Source organism: Streptomyces cinnamoneus (assembly GCF_014650495.1).
In the GTDB taxonomy this organism is placed as follows: domain Bacteria; phylum Actinomycetota; class Actinomycetes; order Streptomycetales; family Streptomycetaceae; genus Streptomyces; species Streptomyces cinnamoneus.
In genome coordinates, this window is the sequence record NZ_BMVB01000001.1 from 207,241 (window position 1) to 220,568 (window position 13,328).

Here is a 13,328-nt window from a genome sequence, read left to right on the forward strand (position 1 = left end):
GGCGATGCAGCCGTCCGTGGCTGTCCACGGACGGCTGCGCGATGTCGCGGCACGTGGCTCCCTATCTGGCTCCCTGAAGCTGGCCTGGGCTCACTTCCGTCGCGACTTGGCCAGCTCCTGCTTGGCCTTCTTCAACTCCTCCTCGATGCGGCGGACCTTGCCAGGCCCGGTCCACTCCCCTTGGTGCCGCCAGCAGCGTGAGGTCCCGGGCGAAACCCGGAGCGTGCATGGCTTGCCGGCCTTGGTTCGCCAGCCACACCGCTGCGGGACTTTGGCCACTCTCATCCCCTCCTGATTGGTCTCCCTCACCGCTCCACGATGGAACGCAAGGGCGACTCTTCCCCTGCTCCTGAGGGGGCGGGAAGGCGCACACACGGGGGAGCGGCGGCACTGGGAGCGAACGTGGGTCCGCAGGGGGCGAAGGGCCGACTCAAGCACTCGCGCTCACCCCAGTCCGAAGGCTCCAGTGGCCAGCAGTGCCACCTTCCGACGACGGCTGTCGGGTCTGCTCCGAAGCCCGACGTCACCCCCTACCAGGGTTTAGTGTCTTACCTATGTTGAAGTCCACGTTTCGATTACTACAAGCGATGCTGGAAATCTTATCACCCCCTCAATTCCCCTGCAGTAAAGATAGTGCACGCCTTGATAGGTCCCCAAGTGGAACACCGGGCCACGCCGAAGCCTTTGCGCTACCCTTTCCGACACGGTCGAACTAACCCACGATATAGTTGCACGCTTTGCGTGAATCCCAAGAAATCCAGGAGTCCCAGTAAGCCACTTAGTATCCACGCGCCAAAAATAGAAGCTGACGAAATGTGGCAGATCGCGACCGCTGCTCGTGTACCCCGCAGCACGGTAGCCGGACACTCCGGCCAGAATAAACAGCGCCACAATGACAGTAGCCCCCGATACGCATACCTTAAATACATTTCCTCTCGCCGCGCTTGACCATTTTTCGATGGATTTTACAAAATGGCCAAGGAAGGTCGAGCCGAATTGCATTAGGCATATGATGATAGTGAGGCAAATTGCAACAATCCAAGAGTTGGAGCCTGGGACAAAGAAGGCGAGAAATAGAAACGCTAGAGCTGCCCCCACCGGGATTCCTACCAGCCAAACTCGCCACCATCCACCCTCCTCTCTGTATACCCAGTCAATCACGAGGGCAGTAAGACCGATAAGCAGCACAAACAAGACAAAAGTTCCTGCGACCTTACCGAGCAGGAGGTGAGGCTCTACGCCGATTTCGTCTGGCGAAATGCCTAGCCGGGCGCAGAATGCCGCATTTCCAAATCGCGCCACCCCGTACATTAGAAGGCCCAAGAGGGTGACTAGGGCTACGGTAGAAGCGGCCGAATATTTCGGCTTACCGCTGTCTTCTGCATCAGCATCGCTAGATTTTTTTGCTGCACCCTCATTAGGACCATTCATATTCCGAAGATAGCGATGGGCCGCTTGTGCCGCGAGTGGTAGGCGTCAATTGGGTGAATGTGGGGGGCGAAGTTCGTCTATCAAGGCGCGGCAGGAAGGGCCGCTCAGACGCCTAGAGGTACGCGGTAGGCGGTCGCCTTGACTTCAATAGTCCAGTCGGCAAGCCCCTCTTTGCGCTCACTGCCAGGGCCCACCCGCTAGGCGTGGGAATCTCGCTGGCACTCGCGCGGCGGCTTACCTGGTCCACACGTTCCTCACGCATCAGCGGCTTACCCGAACAGACCGTGTGATTGGGCATGGACGCCAGACCTCACGCACTCACTCAGCGGTTGGGCTCCCTGGCTCCTTCTCCCACCTTGGAGGAAGAGTCATAGTTATCTCACGTGTGGAGGATTTCAGAGTGATCGTGTGTTCACCTCGCCCGATGGCTCGGTCAATCTTCTTGATTTCTGACCATGAGAATCCTTGGCTGCGGTATTTGTTCCGCTGGCTTGGTTTCATGTAGCGGATGTCACTTTTTGAGATGGCGGTCATACCGGCATGCCGTGCTCGTGCTGGACTGCTGGTCATCTTGGTCATGAATTCACCCTCCCATCCTGGCAGCCGCGGATTTATAGCTCGCCGAGGATTCGCAGATGGCCGACGAAGTCCTCTATGAGGCTTGCCAGCACAGCTTTTCCTTTGTCTGCTGTCGCGTGGGACGGGTAGCCGATCACTCCGCTTTCCGTGTATCCCTTCATGCCCAGCGTCAGAAGGAAACGGCGTTCCCCGCCGTCGTGGTCGGCAGTCTCGTATCCCGGTCGCACAAGGGACGGCTCCGCGTGCAGCAGGATGGAAGTCTCGATCTCCCCCGCGTGCATGTCGCTGTGCGCATCGGACACCAGGCCGGCGCTCTCTCGTGCCCGGCGCCACTCGCTGCTCAGCGGGAAGAGGGTCATGCGTGGCTCCATGACGTTCGCCTCCTGGACGATGTTGGAGAGCACATAGTTGCCGCCATGGCCGTTGATAATCACGAGTTTCTGGATCCCGGACCGTTCGAGTGAGGAACGGATGTCATCCACCACCGCGTACAGCGTCCGGGCGCTGATGCTCACCGAGCCTGGCCAGGTGCCGTGTTCGTGGCTGCACGACACCGTGATCGGTGGGAGGACGAGTACGGGATATCGGGCGCCCACCTCGCGGGCGATGATCGAGGCGATGGCGGTGTCCGTGATCAGTGGCAGGTAGGCGCCATGCTGCTCGAACGACCCAACGGGAAGAACGGCCACCCGCGGGTCCTGCTCCTGGACGTCGGTGGTGGTGGCCGTCGGCAGCAGGTTCACGAGGCTCCTTCGATCTGCGGGCTCAAGTACTTCTCATAGTGCCCAACGTGTGGTTCAACTCCGCAATCTCCACCAGCTTCCGCCATCGCGCAAGATGTGTTTGAAGCCGAAACAGCTCCTCCTTGATCCGCGCTGAACCCGTGGCCTGAGCCACGGCGACGGCCTGAAGCGCGGTCTCGTGGGCGCTCTCCACGTCCTCCGATAAGGCGTAGGCCGTAGCGAGTCGTGCCAGACAGAGTCCGCGGTCTCGCTCCTGCTCCGCCGGCCAGTCCTTCAGGCTTCCCAGGAATACGGGGATCGCTTCCTGCGGCCGCTGGAGGCGGAGACTGCACATGGCCGCCTCCATCTCGACGTAGGACGGTGTGCAGTACATGGCGAACCGGTCGTCGTCGCCCACGCCCCGCTCGGCCGCCTCCCGGGCCCGGTCAAGTGTCCGCGCGCACTCGTCGGCCTCTCCGAGTAGTGACTGGGCATTGGCCGAGGCCCGCAGGACGACCGCCTGGACCCGGTGAGGAAGCTTGCCGAGACGGCGGGCGGCTGCGTTGGCCAGGCCCACTCCGTGTCCCGCGTGTCCGGCCTCGGCCGCGATGTTGCTCCTGCGCTGGAGCGTGTAGGCGGAGACGACGGGGTCGTCGAGTTCTTGGGCGTAGTCCATGGCCAGGTTGGTCCACTGCATCGCGGTTCGGGAGTCGCCGAGGTCCTGGTAGAGCCATCCCAAGAACTCCGAGAACCGCGAGCCCATGTGCAGTACGTCGTCACGAATCGATCCGGACGCTTCAACGCACATCTGCTCGATCAGGGGTAACTGAGCCTCCACCGCCGGCACGAGAAACCGTGGACCGACCAGGGGTTCGGCTTGCGCATGTTGAGTGAACACCGCTTGGAGGTAACTGACCATGGGTGGGCTAACGCTCCCCGGCAGCGCCACAGGCGTAGGCATCGGCGACGTGACAGCCGGTAGCGGAGCTACGGTTGCGCTCTCTCGAACGAACCCCAGCTCTGCGTCCGTCGCCTGGTAGACCTCGCGGAACAGCCGCTGGTACTTCTCGCCGGGCGGGCGGCGCCCGTTCTCGAACATGGAGATCTCGGCCTTGAGGCTGGACTGGCCAGGCAGTTCCACCCCGAGTCGGTCTGCCGCGGCATACAACTGGTCTGCCAACTGTGCTTGCGTCCAGTTTCGAGCCTTGCGTGCGGCCTGCAGGTTCTTCGTCATCGCGCCCCCAGCGTCAAGCGATGCGGCGCTCTCATCATGCCGCCAACGCCCCTGGAGACGCGGGCTGTTAACAGATAACAGGGTGGGGGTGTTAACCCCTGTCGACTGCGTAACTCGCGAACCTACGGCTTACTTGTCACCACGCAACGCCTCGGAGTCGCGGTTCGCCTCAAGCTCCGCGACTCGATCGGCAAGATCAGCAAGTCGGGAGGTGACATGGTGCAGTTGCTCTTGAAGGTCCCGAAGGCTCGAAGCCGTCTGCTGGGCGGTGGGCTGACCCTCCTTTGGGTCGACGACGTACGTTCCGCTGCCTCGCCGACCCTCCACCAGGCCGTCGGCTGCTAGCTGCTGGTATGCGCCCTGGACCGTCATGAGGGCCACTCCAAGCTCCTGAGCAAGGTTCTTGGCGCCGGGCAGTCGACTCCCGGGGGAGTACGCACCGTCGGCGATTTTGCTCCGGAATCTGGCGGCGATGTCCTTGGCGCTCGGGGGCTTCTGAGGCTTCGAGTCCATGTGCAGAGCCTATCTGACCTAGGTCTTTTGCCTTCCTTGCCCTGAAGGGTTGACACCCAACAAGCAACCTAGGTAGCTTCGTCGTCGTGAGGAGTTACCTAGGTAGCTCGCTCGGCTTCGACGGGCCCCGTGTGCACGGGAGCCCCCAGGGTTACCACGCCCGTCGGAAGCACTCGTTCCTTGACAACTCCACAGTGTGCGGGCCTCTGAGCCGTCTCCCTCGTAAGTGACGGCCGCGCGGATGCAAGGCCGCGCGTTCACGACTTCAGCCTCTTCGCGGCGCTTCGAGCGCTGCGGCCGGTTGCCTGCCTCGCTCGTCTCGTACGGGCGGGGTTGAGGGGAGCCGGACAGTCCGGACGACCTCATCTCGGAAGGCACTGACATGGGCAAGTTCTTCGACAGCGTGTTCATCAGCACCGGGACCGTCCACGGTGGCCAGCACATGCACACCCATCACGAGGACGGCACGACCACCACCGTCTCGTACCAGGATGGCCAGACCTTCACCACGGTCACCGACAAGGACGGCAACGAGCACATCACGTACGCCGACGGCAGCACCCACACCCGCTACAGCGACCCGCTGGACGTCTTGGACGCCGTGATGCGGGCCCGTCGCGAGCGCTGATCTGCCCCCCAGCCCCAGGGCGGCCGGCAGGCCACCGGTCCTGATCGGCCGCCCCGGGGTATCCGAGCGTCACGTCATGAGAGGTACCGCCATCATGGCCGCCGTTTTCGCTGCTGCCTTCATCGCTCTGTACGTAGCGCACTCCGTTGGGGACCACTGGGTCCAGTCCTCCTGCCAGGCCGCGGAAAAGGGGTTACCGGGCTGGCCCGGGCGCCTCGCGTGCGCCCGCCACATCTTCGGGCTCACCGTGACGAAGTGCGCCGTCCTCGTTCCTGTCGTCCTGCTGCTGCGCCTGCCGGTGACCGTCCTCGGGCTGGCTCTGGCGCTCGCTGTGGACGCGGGGACTCACTACTGGGCCGACCGTCGCACGACGCTCGCCTGGCTCGCCCGGGCCTGCGGCCGGGCCGAGTTCTACAGCCTGGGAACCCCCTCGCATCCCACCGCGCCGGCCACGGCCACGGGGACCCCGGCCGCCCATCTCGGGACCGGCGCGTACGTCCTTGACCAGAGCTGGCACCACCTGTGGCTCGGGGTTGCTGCCCTGATCATCGCCACCGTCTGAACAGCTTCGCTTTCGGGGCGGTCGCCTCTCACCACAAGACCGCGGCCGCCCCGCTCCTGTCCCTTCGACTTCGGGAGAGACCCATGCGTGCGTACGTCTGCGGCCAGGTGGCCGCGAGTATCGAAGAGTTCATGGAACTGGCCCTTGGCACCCCGCCCGAGCTGTGGCTTGGGGTGGAAGGGGAAAGCAGCGAGGACCGTACCGCCCGCCTGGCGGCCGCACGGGACATACTCGCGGATGACCCGGAGCTGGTGGACCGCGTGTCCGCCGTCGCGGCCCGTGCGATTGAGGAGCACACCCCGGAGCTGTTCACCGTCCGTCAGCTCCCCGCTCGTCCCGCGTCGCGCGGGGCCCGGAAGGCGGTGGCGTGATGTCCCGACGGATCACGGGAGCCCGCAAGGCGGTCGACGGCTGTCGACGGCCGCCCAACGGTGAACTGGGAGTCGACCTGGCGCCTGACCCCGGGCTTCGGGGCGCGCTGTGCAAGGTGATCGAGCCGGAGATCTTCTACCCCGAGCCTGGAGAGGATGCCACGGCGGACATGGCTCGCGAGCTGTGCGGCCGCTGCCCGGTGCGGAGCGCTTGCCTGGAAGCCGCCTTGGCGGCGGAGGGCAGCGCCGTGGCGGGCAAGCGGTTCGGGATCCGCGGTGGCGAGGGGCCCAAGGAGCGGTACCTGATCTACCGGCGCCGTCGCCGGGCCGCCCTGGGGGACGAGGTCACGCGCACATGCGGGAAGACGGCGGGCTACTACCGGCACCGCCGGGACGGTGAGGACCCCTGCCCGGCGTGCCTGGACGCCTACCGCCAGCGCCGCACCTCCGGCCGGGCCGGGAAGGCGGTGGCGGCATGACTTCCTCTCTTCCCCGCGGTGGGGTGGTACTGGAGCGGCTGTTGGCTGAGCTGCGGGCCGCGCAGCCCGGTGGCGTGCTCGCCGAGCAGCGGCACCAGTTCCTCGACCTGGACCCGGACCTCGTTCGCGACGACTACACCCGGCCGGCCGCCATCGGCGAGTCCAAGGACGAGGGGAGGCGGCCGTGAGTGCTCTGCTGCCGGCAATCGCTGCTGCTGGTCCGTTGGCGGCCGGCTGGTCGCTGCACGTCCTGCGGCTCCGTAGCCGGATCGAGGTGGCGCGCCGCGATCCGCTGACCGGTCTGCCGACCCGCGCGGCGTTCATGGAACAGGCAGCCAAGGCTTTGGACGCTGCCCCGTGTGCCGTCTACCTGATCGATCTGGACCGCTTCAAGCAGGTCAACGACACCTACGGGCATGCCGCAGGGGACGCGGTCCTCCGCGCCGCGGGGGAGCGCTTGGCCCGGTGGGCAGAGGTGAACGAGGGCACGCCCGCCCGGCTGGGCGGCGACGAATTCGCTGCCATCACCCCTGTACGGAGCCGCCAGGAACACACCTGGTTGCTGGAGGACCTGGCCCGGGCGCTGAAGCTGCCGGTGCAGTTCGAGGAGCACTCGCTCACCGTCGGCGCGTCCATTGGGTTGGTGGCCTTCGACCCGCGGACGGACGAGGGAGATCTCCCGACGCTGCTGCGCGTGGCTGATGAGCACATGTACGCGGCCAAACGTGCTGGCGCCCCGTGGCTGAACGCGCTGAGCACGAAAGCGGCATGTGCGACGGTCAACGGCCGCCGGGCTGGCCGCCGTGGAGCTGCGGAGGAGACGCTGTGATGGGCGGCGGCAAGTCGTTGACCAATGCGCAGAGGATCGTCCTGGCCTCCGCGTTCGTGCCCATGTTCGCTACCGGTGTCGCTGGTGGGATGGGGACGTTCAGCAACATCAGCCGGGCCTACGGAGCCGGGACCGCCTTGGGCGCGGTAGCGGCCGGTGAGGGCGCGACCGCTGTGCTGGCTCTGGTGCTCCTCGGGCTGACGATGCTGGGGCAGTCCTCCCCCTGGATCGTTCGGGCAGGCTTGTGGGCGTTCCCCGCTGCGGCGTCGGTGATGGCGGCCATGGCTGCGGACGATCCGGGCCGGACCGTGATCTACGCCGTGACCCCGATGGGCATGTGTGTGTCGGCAGAGGGCATGGCGTTCCTGGCTCGTCGCATCGTGGTGCACACCGATGGCCGCGACGCCGAGGCTGAGGCGAGGGCTGCCGCCGTTGTGCAGGCGCTGGCGTATCACCGGGCCCGTGCGGCGAACCACCCGGACGTGAAGGTCCAGGAAGCGTCCGAGCGTACGTCGTGGAAGCTGGCGCGGAAGGTCGGCATGGGGGATGCGTCCCTGGGGGTGCGGCTGCTGGATATCCAGCGCGAGCGCGTCACGGATGGCGCGGATGCTGCCCTTGCGGCCATGTTCACCGTTGCCATGACGCCCGGCGAACGGCAGGTGTGCGGGCCGGATGAGATCGCATCCGTTCCCAGCCCGCACGCCCCTGCACTGCCGCCCGTACAAGAGTCCGATGTCACCCCACCGCACGGCACGGACGAGGGACCGTCCGTCCTGGTCACACCCCGTACGGATGGTGTGCGGAGCACCCCCGCACGGGACCAGCACGCTGCCCGCACGGCTCCGGCGATAGTCGCCGAGAGGGCGCTTCTGGAGGCCCAGTTCGAGGAAGCGGCACGGGAGCGACTGCGCCTGGAGGCACGCCGTACATACCTCGAATCCGCACAGGCGGGCCGCACGCTCAGTGCCCGTGCGCTGGGCGAGGCGTACGGCATGAGCGAGTCGTGGGGACGCAAGCAGATCGTCGCCGTCCGCGACAACGAACCGCGCCGGCCGTACCTGCGAGCCGTGGACGACCAGGCCAGTTGATGGCTGCCACACCCGTCTACCAGTGGCGCCTGGCCCCGGACGGACTGGCCACCTACCGGCAACTGCGTGCCGCTGGGCTGCGCCCCGGCGGCCAGCCGGTCGTCGCCCAGCTCGAACGTCCTCGCCGGCGACGTGGTCCGCTGGTCGCCTACCTCTATCGCATCGACTTGGCCAAGCCGGTCCGGCCGATGACCCCGGCCCGCTGGGCGGCACTGGCCAAGGCCAACGCCGCCCAGCGGATCTGCCCGAACTGCAGGACCGACGCCGGATACCGCATCCCGACCTCGCTCGGCATGTGCGTGACGTGCGCCTATCCCGAGGAACAGCGCGCTGCCTGACCACCTCACCTGACTCCGAAGGAGAACCGCAATGACCACGCAGACCGTTCACGGCAGCACGCAGACCGCCCAGCAGCAGGCCGCCCAGCAGCAGGGTTCCCACCATTGGGTCATGACCGTGGAACTGCCCGGACACATGACCTACAGCACCTACGGCACGTGGACCCCGCCGGCCGGAGCGACCCGCCACGACGTGTTCACGGCCATCAAGGAGCAGATAGCGAAGAACAACCCCGAGCTGGCCACGGCCAACGTCATGTTCTTCGCCCTGGAGCCCAACCAGCTCTGACGCTCATGAAACTCCGCTGGATCGGCCCTGCCGCCGCCATCACGGTGGGCGCCGTCGCTGCAGCTGACTACGCATGGCAGCTCGCCACCCACGGTGTGCCCGTACTGATTAACGTGGCTTGCACGCTGGCCATTTACGCCACCGTTCATACGGCAGTGCGGCGGGCCGTTGACGAGCTGCTGGCCACCACGCACCGCTGTCCCGTGCCGGGGTGCCGCTTCCGGATACGGCTGGTCAACCCCGATCCGGGTGAAAGCCGCCGCTGGCAGGAGATTGCCGCAGCACACCCGCTGCACCGCCATCACTGAGCCTTCGGGCTCCAATGCGGGGCCCAGCCGCATGCCGTCCAAAGCGCCGGCCAGGCCCCGCCTTCCCTCCCTGCACGGAAGGAATCGCAAGTGAACCACGTACCTGACCCCAACAATCAGGAAACGGACGCCCAGTTACCCGACCAGGGCAACGAGCCGGTCGCCGAGGTAGTCGACCTCGGCAAGGCCCGTACCGCCCGCACCGAGCCCGAGCCGCCCGCCACTGCGGCTGACCCGGATGCGGTGGTGATGGTGGACGGCTCGGACGTGCCCGGCCCGGCGTTCCTGGAACGGCTGATGAGGGCCAAGCGCCGTCCGGTGATCCCCTCGTGGCTCAGGTCGCGGGCGGAGCTGGAGACGGCGGCGAAGTGGGCCGGCAGCCACTACGGTCACCTGGCCGCGTACCACGTGTGGCGCTCCCCGGTCTATGCCGTCCGCCTGGCCGTGCAGGCCCCCCGCGGCACGGCCCGGTTCGTGGGCGACACTCTGCGGTGGGTCGCCGACGCCGAGGGCGAACCGGTGCGCCTGGCCGCGGTGCGGCGCGAGGACGCCGGGGAGTACCTGCGACTGTCGCGCCAGCGTGACGGCCGCGTCCGCCTGCGCACGCTCGTGACGGTCCTGGCCTGCATCATTGGCCTGGGGGCCGCTGTGGCCCTGTACGTACTGGCACCGGGATGGCTGCAGGCGGTATCGCTCAGTGCCTTGGTCCTGGCTCTCGGGGTGGCCGGTACCCCGGCCGACGCACCGGTCATCACACGGGCCGTGGAGACGCCGAAGGCACAGAAGCTGACGAGCGACATCGTCCTGCGGGCCCTGGGTGCTCTGGGGATCGCGGCCATTAACCAGGCGCAGGCCAAGGGCCGGGAAGGCTTCACCTTCACCGCTCCCATCACCCGCGACGGGCCCGGCTGGCGCGCCGAGGGCGACCTGCCGTACGGCGTGACGGTCACGGACGTCATCGACAAGCGGGACAAGCTCGCCTCCGGCCTGCGCCGGCCGCTGGGCTGCGTGTGGCCCGAGGCAGTACCCGAAGAGCACACCGGGCGCCTGGTGCTGTGGGTCGGGGATCAGGACATGGCCAAGGCCAAGAAGCCGACGTGGCCGCTGCTGAAGGGCGGCAGCGTCGACCTGTTCAAGTCCGCCCCGTACGGCACCGATCAACGTGGCCGCTGGGTTGAGGTCACGTTGATGTACATCTCCGGCATCATCGGCGCGATCCCCCGCATGGGTAAGACGTTCCTGCTCCGTCTCCTCCTGCTCGTGGCCTCTCTCGACCCGCGGGCCGAGCTGCACATCTACGACCTGAAGGGCACCGGTGACCTCGGACCGCTGGAGCGCGTGGCCCACAGCTACCGTGCAGGCGACGACGAAGAGGACATCCAGTACGCCTTGCGCGACCTGCGGGCCCTGCGCGAGGAACTGCGCCGACGGGCGAAAGTGATCCGTGGCCTGCCGCGGGACCTGTGCCCGGAGTCGAAGGTCACCAGCGACCTGGCCAACCGCAAGGGGCTTGGCCTGCATCCGGTCGTGGCCGGTGTCGACGAGTGCCAGGTGTGGTTCGAGCACCCCGAGCACGGCAAGGAATTCGAGGAGATCTGCACCGACCTCGTCAAACGCGGCCCTGCCCTCGGGATCACGCTCCTGCTGGCCACCCAGAGGCCGGACGCCAAGGCCCTGCCCACCGGCATCTCCGCCAACGCCTCGGCACGCTGGTGCCTGAAGGTCATGGGCCAGCTGGAGAACGACATGGTGCTGGGCACCTCCGCCTACAAGCGGGGCGTGCGGGCGACGATGTTCGCCTGGGCCGACAAGGGCATCCACTACTTCGTCGGCGAAGGCTCCGACGCCCGCATCGTCGGCTCGGTCTACATCGACGCCCCCACCGCCGACCTCATTGCCTGCCGCGCCTACAAGCTCCGCGAGGCCGCCGGCACCCTCTCCGGCCACGCCCTCGGCGACGAGCCGGCCCCGGACGAGACCGCCGCCTACGACCTGCTGCGCGACATCGCCGCGGTGGTACCGGCCGCGGAGCCGAAGGTGTGGAACGAAACCGTGGTGACCCGCCTGGAAGAGCTCCGGCCCGACGTGTACGCCGGATGGGCAGCCGAGCAGCTGACCGCCGCCCTGAAACCGTTCGGGATCGAGACGGTCCAGATTGGCCGCCGCGTGGAGGGCAAGGTCGTCAACCGACGAGGCATCGTCCGCGCCGACGTCGCCGCCGCAATCGCAGAGCGTGACGGAAGCCAGGACGCTGGTTGACCCGGCGGGGCCGCTATCGCTAGCAGCGCACCCCGCTAACGTTAGCGGCCCCGCTAGCACCCCACGTATGCCCTGATCAGGCTGCTAGCGGATAGCGGCCTTCCCTGAGCGCGCCCCGAAAACCGTCCGGGAGGCTCCTCCATGCCCTTCTCGCTCGCCGCTATACCCGCCCTGCTGTTCATCACCCTCAGTTACGCGGTGCTGTGTGTGGTCGGCCCGTTCGGGACCTGCCGCAAGTGCCGCGGCTTCGGCTTCGCCATGACCACCGACCGCAAGGGACGCCCCAAGCGCGGCAAGCACTGCCGTCGCTGCGACGGCCACGGCATCCGCATCCGCGTCGGCCGCCACCTGTGGAACCGCTGGTCGCGCACCTACCGCGACGGCACCCGCTAACCACCCCACGCCCTGCCTCAAGGAGGTCTCCTCATGGGCGTCACTGTCTCGCTGGTCGCTCTCTACGGCCTGGTCCTGTTCTTCCTGCTGCGCTCGAAGTCCCTCGGCTACGGCTCCGCGTTCATCGCCATCATGTTCGGCTTCTCCCTCGCCTCCACCGGCGCCGCGGGGCCCGTGAACGAGCTCACCACCGCTGTCGTCAACGCCATCGGCAATCTCTGAGAGAGGCCAGGCCCGTGAACGAACCCATCGTCGCCCGCCACTGGCTCGCCATCGCAGCCCCGAAAGCAGGGCCGGCCGTGGCCACGTCCACCGTGCTCATCCTCGGCCGCATCTGGAACGCCAACGGCGCCCAGCACAGCATCGGCGACGCCGCGTTGATGACCGTCCTGGCCGCCGCGGCCGCCGGAGCCGGCGTCGCCTCCTCCACGGGCTGGGCGGGGGACCGCGTCATCGCCGGAACCGCGTTCGCCACCTCCGGTGCTCTCGCCCTGGCCGGGGTCGCCGGATACGCCGACGGCCTCTCCCTGCCCCTGCTCCTGTGGGCCCTGGCCACCGCCATCGCCTACGGCATCGCCGCCCGCCACTGGCGCACCGACCGCCGCAAAACCATCGGCTACCAGCGCCACACCGCCCTGCAGCGCGAGCAGCACGCCCACGTCGAACGCGTCGAAGCCCTGCGCGCCGGCGCCCAGATCGAAGTCGCTCGCGAAGGCGCCGTCTACGCCACCGCCCTCGCCCAAGCGCTCACCGCCCGGGCCGCGCTGCCCGGCTTCGACCCTGCCGCACTCACCCACACCGGCCTGCCTGAACTCCCCGCCCTCGACATCACCAAGGAGATCTGACGTGGACGTCGACCCGGAAGAGATCGTGACCGTGGAAATGTGCTGGGACAACGGCGGATGGATGCCAAACCTCTACAGCCGCAACATCACCCGCCGCCAGCTCACCCACCTGCTCACGAAGCTCGACGAGCTGGCAGACGCCACCGACGAAGCCCAGGAGCGGACCGCATGAGTCGCCGCTCCCTGCCCCGACTGCGCATACAGCGCACCACCTGGCCCCGCCCGGCACTGATCCTCACCGACACCCCCCAGCCCGACTGCCGTACGTGCGACGGCACCGGCGGCATTGAGCACCCCTACGGCCACCCGGAGACCGGCGAATACGACGGCTCTGACTGGGAGCCCTGCAGCTGCTGGAACCAGGCCCGCCGCTGGGTCCTGCTACCGCTGCCGCACCTGCCCCGCCGTCGACAGCGCCAGGGCACCGGCTACAGCAACGAACCGCCGTTCTGACCCGGAA

General features: G+C 67.3%; 20 protein-coding genes. 16 read left to right on the top strand and 4 right to left on the bottom strand.

Going from position 1 to position 13,328, the window contains the following annotated elements:
• Positions 1–552 precede the first annotated feature (552 nt).
• The 4 genes from IE182_RS00860 to IE182_RS00875 all read right to left on the bottom strand — a co-directional run bounded on the left by IE182_RS00860 (position 553) and on the right by IE182_RS00875 (position 4,479).
• Positions 553–1,431, bottom strand: a complete 879-nt coding sequence (locus IE182_RS00860; RefSeq protein WP_190107625.1) for a hypothetical protein — start codon at positions 1,429–1,431, stop codon at positions 553–555.
• 611 nt (positions 1,432–2,042) lie between these two features.
• Positions 2,043–2,753, bottom strand: a complete 711-nt coding sequence (locus IE182_RS00865; protein ID WP_190107626.1) for a creatininase family protein — start codon at positions 2,751–2,753, stop codon at positions 2,043–2,045.
• Between the two features lie 22 nt (positions 2,754–2,775).
• Entirely contained in the window at positions 2,776–3,966 is a 1,191-nt protein-coding gene (locus tag IE182_RS00870) for a helix-turn-helix domain-containing protein (RefSeq protein ID WP_190107627.1), read from the bottom strand.
• Positions 3,967–4,095: 129 nt separating this feature from the next.
• Positions 4,096–4,479 carry a GntR family transcriptional regulator gene (locus tag IE182_RS00875; protein ID WP_190107628.1) on the bottom strand — a complete coding sequence of 128 codons (384 nt, stop codon included), beginning with the start codon at positions 4,477–4,479 and terminating at the stop codon, positions 4,096–4,098.
• A gap of 382 nt (positions 4,480–4,861) precedes the next feature.
• Here IE182_RS00875 and IE182_RS00880 point away from each other — a divergent pair, with 382 nt between their 5' ends.
• From IE182_RS00880 to IE182_RS00960, 16 genes are all read left to right on the top strand, one after another.
• Complete coding sequence (locus IE182_RS00880) at positions 4,862–5,107, top strand: hypothetical protein (RefSeq protein WP_190107629.1); 246 nt, start codon at positions 4,862–4,864, stop codon at positions 5,105–5,107.
• 76 nt (positions 5,108–5,183) lie between these two features.
• Positions 5,184–5,669, top strand: a complete 486-nt coding sequence (locus IE182_RS00885; RefSeq protein WP_229844488.1) for a transcriptional regulator — start codon at positions 5,184–5,186, stop codon at positions 5,667–5,669.
• An 83-nt stretch (positions 5,670–5,752) separates the two neighbouring features.
• Positions 5,753–6,040 (top strand): hypothetical protein, encoded by a 288-nt coding sequence (locus IE182_RS00890; protein WP_190107630.1) that lies wholly within the window; start codon positions 5,753–5,755, stop codon positions 6,038–6,040.
• The gene (locus IE182_RS00895) at positions 6,040–6,519 is read left to right on the top strand and encodes a WhiB family transcriptional regulator (protein WP_190107631.1); all 480 of its coding nucleotides are present in this window, start codon (positions 6,040–6,042) and stop codon (positions 6,517–6,519) included. The genes IE182_RS00890 and IE182_RS00895 overlap by 1 nt, the downstream gene beginning before the upstream one ends.
• A complete protein-coding gene (locus tag IE182_RS00900; RefSeq protein ID WP_190107632.1) occupies positions 6,516–6,707 on the top strand; it encodes a hypothetical protein in 192 nt (63 codons plus the stop codon). Before IE182_RS00895 ends, IE182_RS00900 begins: the two co-directional genes overlap by 4 nt.
• Positions 6,704–7,348 carry a GGDEF domain-containing protein gene (locus IE182_RS00905; RefSeq protein ID WP_190107633.1) on the top strand — a complete coding sequence of 215 codons (645 nt, stop codon included), beginning with the start codon at positions 6,704–6,706 and terminating at the stop codon, positions 7,346–7,348. Before IE182_RS00900 ends, IE182_RS00905 begins: the two co-directional genes overlap by 4 nt.
• Positions 7,348–8,436: a conjugal transfer protein gene (locus IE182_RS31720; RefSeq protein ID WP_229844489.1), complete on the top strand. Its 1,089-nt coding sequence runs from the start codon at positions 7,348–7,350 to the stop codon at positions 8,434–8,436. Before IE182_RS00905 ends, IE182_RS31720 begins: the two co-directional genes overlap by 1 nt.
• Positions 8,436–8,774, top strand: a complete 339-nt coding sequence (locus IE182_RS00920) for an RRQRL motif-containing zinc-binding protein (RefSeq protein ID WP_190107634.1) — start codon at positions 8,436–8,438, stop codon at positions 8,772–8,774. Before IE182_RS31720 ends, IE182_RS00920 begins: the two co-directional genes overlap by 1 nt.
• 31 nt (positions 8,775–8,805) lie before the next feature.
• On the top strand, positions 8,806–9,063 hold the full coding sequence (locus IE182_RS00925) for a hypothetical protein (protein ID WP_190107635.1): 258 nt from the start codon (positions 8,806–8,808) through the stop codon (positions 9,061–9,063).
• A gap of 5 nt (positions 9,064–9,068) precedes the next feature.
• A complete protein-coding gene (locus IE182_RS00930; RefSeq protein ID WP_190107636.1) occupies positions 9,069–9,371 on the top strand; it encodes a hypothetical protein in 303 nt (100 codons plus the stop codon).
• 90 nt (positions 9,372–9,461) lie between these two features.
• A complete protein-coding gene (locus IE182_RS00935) occupies positions 9,462–11,630 on the top strand; it encodes a cell division protein FtsK (protein WP_190107637.1) in 2,169 nt (722 codons plus the stop codon).
• A 141-nt stretch (positions 11,631–11,771) separates the two neighbouring features.
• Positions 11,772–12,023, top strand: a complete 252-nt coding sequence (locus IE182_RS00940) for a hypothetical protein (protein ID WP_190107638.1) — start codon at positions 11,772–11,774, stop codon at positions 12,021–12,023.
• A gap of 33 nt (positions 12,024–12,056) precedes the next feature.
• On the top strand, positions 12,057–12,245 hold the full coding sequence (locus tag IE182_RS00945) for a hypothetical protein (RefSeq protein WP_190107639.1): 189 nt from the start codon (positions 12,057–12,059) through the stop codon (positions 12,243–12,245).
• 14 nt (positions 12,246–12,259) lie between these two features.
• A complete protein-coding gene (locus IE182_RS00950) occupies positions 12,260–12,868 on the top strand; it encodes a hypothetical protein (RefSeq protein WP_190107640.1) in 609 nt (202 codons plus the stop codon).
• A gap of 1 nt (position 12,869) precedes the next feature.
• Complete coding sequence (locus IE182_RS00955; protein WP_190107641.1) at positions 12,870–13,040, top strand: hypothetical protein; 171 nt, start codon at positions 12,870–12,872, stop codon at positions 13,038–13,040.
• Positions 13,037–13,321: a hypothetical protein gene (locus IE182_RS00960; protein ID WP_229844490.1), complete on the top strand. Its 285-nt coding sequence runs from the start codon at positions 13,037–13,039 to the stop codon at positions 13,319–13,321. Before IE182_RS00955 ends, IE182_RS00960 begins: the two co-directional genes overlap by 4 nt.
• The last annotated feature ends 7 nt before the right edge of the window (positions 13,322–13,328 follow it).

Excerpts from the sequence above, each read along its gene's own strand:
- IE182_RS00870 (WP_190107627.1), bottom strand. The coding sequence starts at position 3,966 with ATGACGAAGAACCTGCAGGCCGCACGCAAGGCTCGAAACTGGACGCAA.
- IE182_RS00885 (WP_229844488.1), top strand. The coding sequence starts at position 5,184 with ATGAGAGGTACCGCCATCATGGCCGCCGTTTTCGCTGCTGCCTTCATC.
- IE182_RS00875 (WP_190107628.1), bottom strand. The coding sequence starts at position 4,479 with ATGGACTCGAAGCCTCAGAAGCCCCCGAGCGCCAAGGACATCGCCGCC.
- IE182_RS00945 (WP_190107639.1), top strand. The coding sequence starts at position 12,057 with ATGGGCGTCACTGTCTCGCTGGTCGCTCTCTACGGCCTGGTCCTGTTC.
- IE182_RS00930 (WP_190107636.1), top strand. The coding sequence starts at position 9,069 with ATGAAACTCCGCTGGATCGGCCCTGCCGCCGCCATCACGGTGGGCGCC.
- IE182_RS00900 (WP_190107632.1), top strand. The coding sequence starts at position 6,516 with ATGACTTCCTCTCTTCCCCGCGGTGGGGTGGTACTGGAGCGGCTGTTG.
- IE182_RS00890 (WP_190107630.1), top strand. The coding sequence starts at position 5,753 with ATGCGTGCGTACGTCTGCGGCCAGGTGGCCGCGAGTATCGAAGAGTTC.
- IE182_RS00895 (WP_190107631.1), top strand. The coding sequence starts at position 6,040 with ATGTCCCGACGGATCACGGGAGCCCGCAAGGCGGTCGACGGCTGTCGA.
- IE182_RS00925 (WP_190107635.1), top strand. The coding sequence starts at position 8,806 with ATGACCACGCAGACCGTTCACGGCAGCACGCAGACCGCCCAGCAGCAG.
- IE182_RS00940 (WP_190107638.1), top strand. The coding sequence starts at position 11,772 with ATGCCCTTCTCGCTCGCCGCTATACCCGCCCTGCTGTTCATCACCCTC.
- IE182_RS00920 (WP_190107634.1), top strand. The coding sequence starts at position 8,436 with ATGGCTGCCACACCCGTCTACCAGTGGCGCCTGGCCCCGGACGGACTG.
- IE182_RS00880 (WP_190107629.1), top strand. The coding sequence starts at position 4,862 with ATGGGCAAGTTCTTCGACAGCGTGTTCATCAGCACCGGGACCGTCCAC.
- IE182_RS00860 (WP_190107625.1), bottom strand. The coding sequence starts at position 1,431 with ATGAATGGTCCTAATGAGGGTGCAGCAAAAAAATCTAGCGATGCTGAT.
- IE182_RS31720 (WP_229844489.1), top strand. The coding sequence starts at position 7,348 with ATGGGCGGCGGCAAGTCGTTGACCAATGCGCAGAGGATCGTCCTGGCC.
- IE182_RS00960 (WP_229844490.1), top strand. The coding sequence starts at position 13,037 with ATGAGTCGCCGCTCCCTGCCCCGACTGCGCATACAGCGCACCACCTGG.